Raw genomic sequence first — 6,871 nt, forward strand, 5'->3', positions numbered from 1 at the left:
TTCCGTTCGGATGACGATGTACCGGCCCGCGCAACGCGCGCGGGCCGGCCTTTCACGACGCTCTATCGGTAATGTGATGAAAAGAATCCTTCCGCTCGCCGCCGCGAGCGCACTCCTCGCACCGTTCGACGCCTATCCGGCTCACCCGCTCGTCAGCGACGATACGGGCACGCAGGGCAACGCGAACTGGCAGTTCGAGTTCAACGGCGAGGAAACCTCGAAGCAGGACGACAACGGCCGCCACCAGCTATGGAACGCGACGCTCACGCGCGGGTTCGGCGAACACGTCGACCTCTACGTCAACGCGCCTTATACGCATCTGCAAACACGGACCGACGAGAACGGCGCGGGAATCGGCGATGTCGAGATCGGCATGAAATGGCGCTTCGTCGAACGCGGGCCGCTGTCGCTCGCGCTGAAACCGAAGGTGACGATGCCGACCGGCAACGACGGCCGCGGGCTCGGCACCGGCCGCGTCGGCACCGGCGCGACGCTGCTCGCGCAGGCCGACATCGCTCGCTTCTCGCTGCTTGCGAATGCGGGCCTCACTTACCAGCCGAATCGCCAGGGCGACCTGACGTCGATCTGGGCCGTGTCGGGCGCGGCGATCTACAAGGCGACCGACAAGCTGCAGATCGTGGCCGACATCGGCACGTCGCGCAACACGGAGCGCGGCGCCGGCGCGAATCCCGCATTCGCGATCGCGGGCGCGATCTATTCGCCGAAGCCGTGGCTCGATCTCGACATCGGCTACCGGCGCGGGCTGAACGACCAGACCTATCGTCATTCGGTGATGGGCGGCGTGACGGCGCGCTGGTGACACGCAGGTGTGCGGCATCGAGCCGCATACCGAACCGCCAGACGACGGGCCGCTTCCAGCGGCCCGTTTTTCATTGCGCGTCGTTCGCACCGAACAGTTGCGCGCACACGGCGCGCCCTTCATCGGTCAGCGCGGCGCTGCCGGTGCCGTCTTCGTTCAGCGTCGTCGCACTCAGGCCCGCGGCGTCGAGCTGCGTCAGCACGCGGCGCAGCGTGCTCATCGGCAATTGCGCGCGTTTCGCGATCTTCGGCAGCGACCAGGTCTTGCCGGCCGGATCGCTCGCGGCGTCGTTCAGCGTTGCGAGCGTCGCGACGAGTGCGGGATCGAGCGGGGATTCGTCGGATTCTGAGGTCATCGATTCGGTCCGTAGCAGACAGGTATTCATTCGCGCATTCAGCGCCGATTGCGGAGACTATATCGCTTCGTCCGTCAGGCGTCCTTGATCGCGGCACGCATGAACGACACGAAGCGCGTGGTCACGGGATCGTCGCGATCCGACCGCCACGCAAGCCCGACGCGCCACTTTGCATCCCGGCCATCGAGCGGCAGCACTGTCGCATCGCGCAGCAGGTACTGCGCGCGCGACGGGATGAATGCGACGCCGACACCGGCCGCGACCGACGTCAGCACCGACTGCACGTCCTCGGCCTGCTGCGTCACGTGCGGCACGAAGCGGCGCTCGACGCACCATCGATCGATCTGCGCGGCGAGCCCCGGGCCCCGCGCACGCTGCAGCGCGATGAAGCCGATCTCGTTGAGCACGTCGAGATCGGCCGGCACGCGCTTGAAGCCGAGATGCGGCGGCACCGCCAGCGCGAGCCCCTCGTCGATCACCTTGAACGACGACAAACCTTCGTCGGACGGCAGGCGCAGAAACCCGGCATCGAGCTTGCCCGCGCGCAGCCGGCGTGTCTGCTCGGACGACGACAGGTCGCTCAACGTGACCGCAATGCCCGGATTGCGGCGACGAAACTCCGCGACCCGCTTCGGCACGATCGTCAGCACCGACAGGCAAATGCCGAGCCGCAGATGCCCGCGCTGCCCGCTGGTCGCCTCCCGTGCGCGCGCGAGGATCTCGTCGGCATCGCGCACGAGCGCCTGCGCGTCGGGCAGGAAACGCTCGCCGAACGGCGTCAGTTCCGCGCCATGCCGCCCGCGCTCGAACAGCTTGCCGCCGAGGCTCGCCTCCAGCGCGCCGATCTGCTTGCTCAGTGCCGGCTGGCTCATGTGCAGCGCATCGGCCGCGCGGCTGAAATGGCACAGCTCGGTGACGGTCAGAAACGTACGCAGCAGTTTCAATTCCATTCTTAAAAGGAATCGTAACGATTGAAACATTCATTTTACCGATCGAATGCAATGACGTTCAATACGGGCATGCCCTTCCCGGAACCGACTGTCATGCCCCTCGATCATGCCGCCGACTGCGTGGCCGACCAGCCGTGCGATACGGCCGTCGCGAACGAACGCACCGCCGCGGCCGATACGCGTGCGCCGAAACGTCGTGCCGAACGCAGCGACGGACGCAGCCGCCGTTTTCGCTTCGGCGATGCGCTCGACGACGCGCCGCCGCGCGTGGTAACGGGGTCGATCGCGATCAGTTTCGCGGTCGTGTCGCGGCGGAACTGGCCGCGTTAAGCGGTATCGGCCGCGCAAAGCCCCGTCATGTCGATCCGATACACATTGCCGTCCGTGCCGACAACGTACAGCGCACGACCACGGCCGACCGCGCGTGCCACGCCCACCGGCGCCGAGCCACCATTCAGCATGCGATACGCGCGTACCACCCGTACCTGGCCATCGGTGCCCAGACGCACGAGCTGCAATACGTCGCGATCGCCGTATGCCCCGCACAACAGCGCCACGCATTCACCGTGCTGCGCTTGGTCTTCCATCACCGCGAACGCGTGACTGCCCTTGACCGGAACACGCCATGACGCAACAGGCTGCCGGTCGCGCAAGTGGACGAGCGCGAATTCGCTGTAGTAATACAGCCAGACGTCGTGGTCCCCTTGAACGTTGAGCGCATAACAGTCGTCGATCGGGCCCAGCCCGTCGGGCGGCGAGAACGCATGCAGCAGCTCGCCGCGCCGGCTCCAGGCGACCAGTCCGGGCGCCCCGACCGGCGCCTCCCAGCCGAAATTGCCGAAGACACCTTCGTCGAAATAGGACGTCCAGATCTCTCCCGTGCCCGTGACCTGCACGGACTGGATGCCGTCGCCCAGCAGTATTTCTCCGCAACGCGTGCCGTCGCGGCGATAGAGGCGGCCGTTCAGGTCGAAATCGTCCGGCCCGCGATAAGAGGATCGACAGCAGACCACCAGCAGATCGTCTCCCACCGGCTGGATCTCGTGAATATCGAACGGTTCGTTGTCGACGACGAGATCGAGCAGTGTTTCGCCGTCCCGCCACACAATCAAGCGATAGCGCTGCGCATCCGAGGGTGTCGTGATCGCGAACGAAGCGCCGTCGGAGCGTGTGCGGTCATCGAGCGGTTCCAGTGCAAATGCCATGTACAACGCATCGTCCGCGCCGACGTTGAAGGCAACGAGTTCACCTGTCGCGGACAGGCTGTCGATCGATGCAAGCGGCAGCACGGGCAGCGCGTGCGGTTGGCGTGACATGGGTTCTCCTGACGATGAGCTCGCCATCTTGCCGGCCGTACCATCGTTTGTCACGCCGGCGCGACATATCGACGCAAAACGCGGCACACCGCGGCGGCAGCCGGCAAAACAGCGCGCGGACGGCCAACCGCTATCGTCATCATCTCGCGAACGACCTTATAATTTCCCGCACCCGCTGACCGCCCATGCATTCCGCGCCGCCACCTCGCGCGTGGAAAGGAGACTTTCGCTTGACCGGCCTCATCGCGCGCGTGCCTCGCGCCCGGACCACGCTGATCCTCGCCCTCTCGTTCCTGCTGCTCGCGTTCGCCGCGAACGTGTCCGCGCAGCGCGTGCAGCCGCATCGCACCGCGCAGGCCCACGCGCACCCGCACAAGAAAGCCGTCAAGAAGAAACCCCACCGCAAGCACAAGGCGGTCAAGCATCGTCGCCCGAGTGCGAAGCATCAGACGATCAAGCGTCACGCCGCCCCGGCCCCGCATCGCCGCGCGAAGCGCACGAACGCCGTCCGCCCGCGCCCGGCCGCTGCGAAACCGCGCCTGATGGCAAGCTGCGGCTACTCCCCGCGCGCGGTCAATACCCTGCATTCACGTGCGGCCTACGTGCTCGACGTCGACTCCGGCACGCCGCTGCTGGCGCGCAACGCACGCACGGTGCGGCCGATCGCGTCGATCTCGAAGCTGATGACGGCCGTCGTCGCGCGTGACGCCGACCGTCCGCTGAACGGCGTGCTGCGCGTCACCGCGCGCGACCGCGACACGATCAAGTTCACCGGGTCGCGCCTGCAGGTGGGCTCGGAACTGTCGCGCCGCGAGATGTTCCATATCGCGCTGATGTCGTCGGAAAACCGCGCGGCCGCTGCGCTGAGCCGCGACTATCCGGGCGGGCGCGCCGCGTTCGTCAACGCGATGAATCGCGAAGCGCGCCGGCTCGGCATGCGCCATACGCACTTCCGCGAGCCGACCGGCCTGTCGCCGCACAACGTGTCGACGGCCGAGGATCTCGCGAAGCTCGTCGGCGCGGCGGCGCAGGACCCGCTGATCCGCTATTTCTCGACGGATACGTCGACCACCGTGCGCCCGGGCGACGGCGAGCTGGTGTACGTGAATTCCGACCCGCTCGTCCGCTACCGCCGCCTGCCGATCCGGCTGCAGAAAACCGGCTTCATCAACGAGTCGGGGCACGGCGTCGTGATGCGCATGCGTGTGAAGGGCCGCCGCGAAACGGTCGTGCTGCTCGGCGCACCGACGCGTGCGGGCGTCTCGAGCGATGCCATCAAGATCCATCGCTGGCTGTCCTGCTCGATCCAGTGAGCGCGCGGGCGGCCGGCGCATTCACCTACGGGAGCGCAGCCATGCAGGACGAATACCGCTTCAACGCCTTCGGCCGTCTACTCGCCGTCGTGCGCAAGGACGGCCGCTGGGCCGTGTTCGATCTCGGCACCGAAGGCAAGCGACGCGCGGCCAACCTGCACATTCCGTCCGCGCTCGCCGCCGACGAACTCGCGCAATACCTCGGCGACCTGCTGCACGAAAACGCGACCCCGAGATACAACGAGGTCGTACCGGTCCCGCTCCGCGGCGCGTAACCGAACACCCGGCCGTACCTCGATCCGGCGGTCAATTCGACAGTTAAACTTGCAAGTTTAACTGTCGTGTTCTATGATCCGCCGCATGAACCCTCCACGCAAATCCGGCGTTTCCGCCGATATCGTCGCTGCCGACCTGACCCTCGCGGTCGGCCAGCTGATCCGCCGGCTCCGCTCCGCGATCGAATCCGACGGGCTCGGCATGTCCCAGACGAGCGCGCTCGCGCGACTCCAGCGGCACGGGCCCATGACGACCGCCGATCTCGCGCGCGCCGAAGCGATGAAGCCTCAATCGATGAAGGCGATTCTCGCGAGTCTTGAGGAAGACGGTCTCGTCGAGCGCGAACCGCATCCGACCGACGGCCGCCAGATCCTGTTCCGGCTGACCGCGGCCGGCCTCGACGCGCGGCTCAAGCGCAACGCCGCCAAGCACAAGTGGCTCGGCGCCGCGATCGAGCAGCTCGACCCCGCAGACATCGACACGCTCGCCGCCGCAATCCCGCTGATCCGCCGCATCGGCGAGCAGTGAACCCGGCCCGCGCGCCCCGCGGCATTCGCGCGCACGGCTTTCCTCGTCCCTTCCACGGAGCCCCCATCATGAGCGCAACCCGTCTCGACACGAACACGGCACTCGTCGTCATCGACCTGCAGAAAGGCATCGTCGCCCTCCCCACCGCGCACCCGGTCGAGCCGGTGATCGCCCACGCCCGCGAACTGCTCGACGCCTTCCGCAGCCGCGGCCTGCCGGTCGTGCTGGTCAACGTCGCGGGCGGCGCACCGGGCCGCACCGAGCAATCGCCGCCCGTGGCGCAGCTCCCCGCCGACTGGACCGAACTCGTACCCGAACTGAACCGCCAGCCGAGCGACCACGTCGTGACGAAGCGGACCTGGGGCGCCTTCACCGGCACCGGTCTCGACGCGCACCTGAAGGCAGCCGGCGTCACGCAGATCGTGCTGGCGGGCGTCGCGACGAGCATCGGCGTCGAATCGACCGCGCGACAGGCGCACGAGCTCGGCTACAACGTGACGCTCGCCATCGACGCGATGACCGACCTCAAGGCGGACGCTCACGTCAACAGCGTCGAGCGGCTGTTCCCGCGCCTCGGCGAAACGGGCACGACGCAGGACATCGTCGCGCTGCTCGATCGGCGCGGCGCGTGAGCGACCCACGCATCCAGCCGGCGCCGGGCCACGCGGCCGGCCGGCTCGATCCGTCGATCTGGAAAGTCAGCACGGTCGCGACGCTCGGCTCGCTGCTGTCTCAGCTCGATGCGACGATCGTCAACGTGTCGCTGTCGAGCCTCGCGACCGACCTGCATGCGAGCCTGTCGACGATCCAGTGGGTGACGAGCGGCTACCTGCTCGCGCTGACGCTGGTGTTGCCGCTGAGCGGCTGGCTCGTCGACCGCATCGGCGCGAAGGCGCTGTATCTGTGGTGCTTCTCGGCGTTCACGCTCACGTCGGCCCTGTGCGGGCTCGCGTGGTCCGCGCCGTCGCTGATCGCCTTCCGCGTGCTGCAAGGGGTCAGCGGCGGGCTGCTCGCGCCGATGGCGCAGATGATGATCGCGCGTGTCGCCGGCCAGCAGATGGCGCGCGTGATCGGCTACGCGGCCGTGCCCGTGCTGCTCGCGCCGATCCTCGGCCCGGTCGTGGCCGGCGCGATCCTGCAACATGCGTCGTGGCGCTGGCTGTTTCTCGTGAACCTGCCCGTCGGCGTGCTGGCGCTCGCGCTGGCCGCGCGGTTCCTGCCCGCCGACCGTAACGACGCGCCACGGCGCACGCTCGACTGGGTCGGCCTCGCGCTGCTGTCGCCGGGGCTCGTGCTGTTCCTGTACGGCATCG

At 67.7% G+C, this 6,871-nt stretch carries 10 protein-coding genes; 7 read left to right on the forward strand and 3 right to left on the reverse strand.

Annotated elements, in window-relative coordinates:
• The first annotated feature begins 76 nt into the window (after positions 1 to 76).
• Entirely contained in the window at positions 77 to 820 is a 744-nt protein-coding gene (locus tag L810_RS30310; protein ID WP_042976749.1) for a transporter, read from the forward strand.
• Between the two features lie 70 nt (positions 821 to 890).
• On the opposite strand, the gene L810_RS30315 is transcribed toward L810_RS30310, so the two are convergent.
• A complete protein-coding gene (locus L810_RS30315) occupies positions 891 to 1,175 on the reverse strand; it encodes a hypothetical protein (protein WP_021162049.1) in 285 nt (94 codons plus the stop codon).
• A 74-nt stretch (positions 1,176 to 1,249) separates the two neighbouring features.
• Positions 1,250 to 2,125 carry a LysR family transcriptional regulator gene (locus L810_RS30320; RefSeq protein ID WP_021162050.1) on the reverse strand — a complete coding sequence of 292 codons (876 nt, stop codon included), beginning with the start codon at positions 2,123 to 2,125 and terminating at the stop codon, positions 1,250 to 1,252.
• Positions 2,126 to 2,176: 51 nt separating this feature from the next.
• Between L810_RS30320 and L810_RS30325 the strand changes: the two genes are divergently transcribed.
• Positions 2,177 to 2,455: a hypothetical protein gene (locus tag L810_RS30325; RefSeq protein ID WP_042976750.1), complete on the forward strand. Its 279-nt coding sequence runs from the start codon at positions 2,177 to 2,179 to the stop codon at positions 2,453 to 2,455.
• On the opposite strand, the gene L810_RS44170 is transcribed toward L810_RS30325, so the two are convergent.
• Positions 2,452 to 3,441: a hypothetical protein gene (locus L810_RS44170; RefSeq protein ID WP_021162052.1), complete on the reverse strand. Its 990-nt coding sequence runs from the start codon at positions 3,439 to 3,441 to the stop codon at positions 2,452 to 2,454. The two genes, L810_RS30325 and L810_RS44170, sit on opposite strands and share 4 nt — an antisense overlap.
• 230 nt (positions 3,442 to 3,671) lie before the next feature.
• On the opposite strand from L810_RS44170, the gene L810_RS30335 reads away from it, so the two are divergent.
• The 5 genes from L810_RS30335 to L810_RS30355 all read left to right on the forward strand — a co-directional run.
• Entirely contained in the window at positions 3,672 to 4,754 is a 1,083-nt protein-coding gene (locus L810_RS30335; RefSeq protein WP_021162053.1) for a serine hydrolase, read from the forward strand.
• A 41-nt stretch (positions 4,755 to 4,795) separates the two neighbouring features.
• Positions 4,796 to 5,029: a DUF7661 family protein gene (locus L810_RS30340; protein ID WP_021162054.1), complete on the forward strand. Its 234-nt coding sequence runs from the start codon at positions 4,796 to 4,798 to the stop codon at positions 5,027 to 5,029.
• A gap of 73 nt (positions 5,030 to 5,102) precedes the next feature.
• A complete protein-coding gene (locus tag L810_RS30345) occupies positions 5,103 to 5,558 on the forward strand; it encodes a MarR family winged helix-turn-helix transcriptional regulator (protein WP_021162055.1) in 456 nt (151 codons plus the stop codon).
• Between the two features lie 68 nt (positions 5,559 to 5,626).
• Positions 5,627 to 6,190, forward strand: a complete 564-nt coding sequence (locus L810_RS30350) for an isochorismatase family protein (RefSeq protein ID WP_021162056.1) — start codon at positions 5,627 to 5,629, stop codon at positions 6,188 to 6,190.
• The coding region (locus L810_RS30355) for an MFS transporter (protein ID WP_042976751.1) at positions 6,187 to 6,871 on the forward strand (685 nt) is incomplete at its 3' end. The genes L810_RS30350 and L810_RS30355, both read left to right, overlap by 4 nt.

It is taken from the genome of Burkholderia sp. AU4i (assembly GCF_000466765.1).
Taxonomy (GTDB): Bacteria; Pseudomonadota; Gammaproteobacteria; order Burkholderiales; family Burkholderiaceae; genus Burkholderia; species Burkholderia cepacia.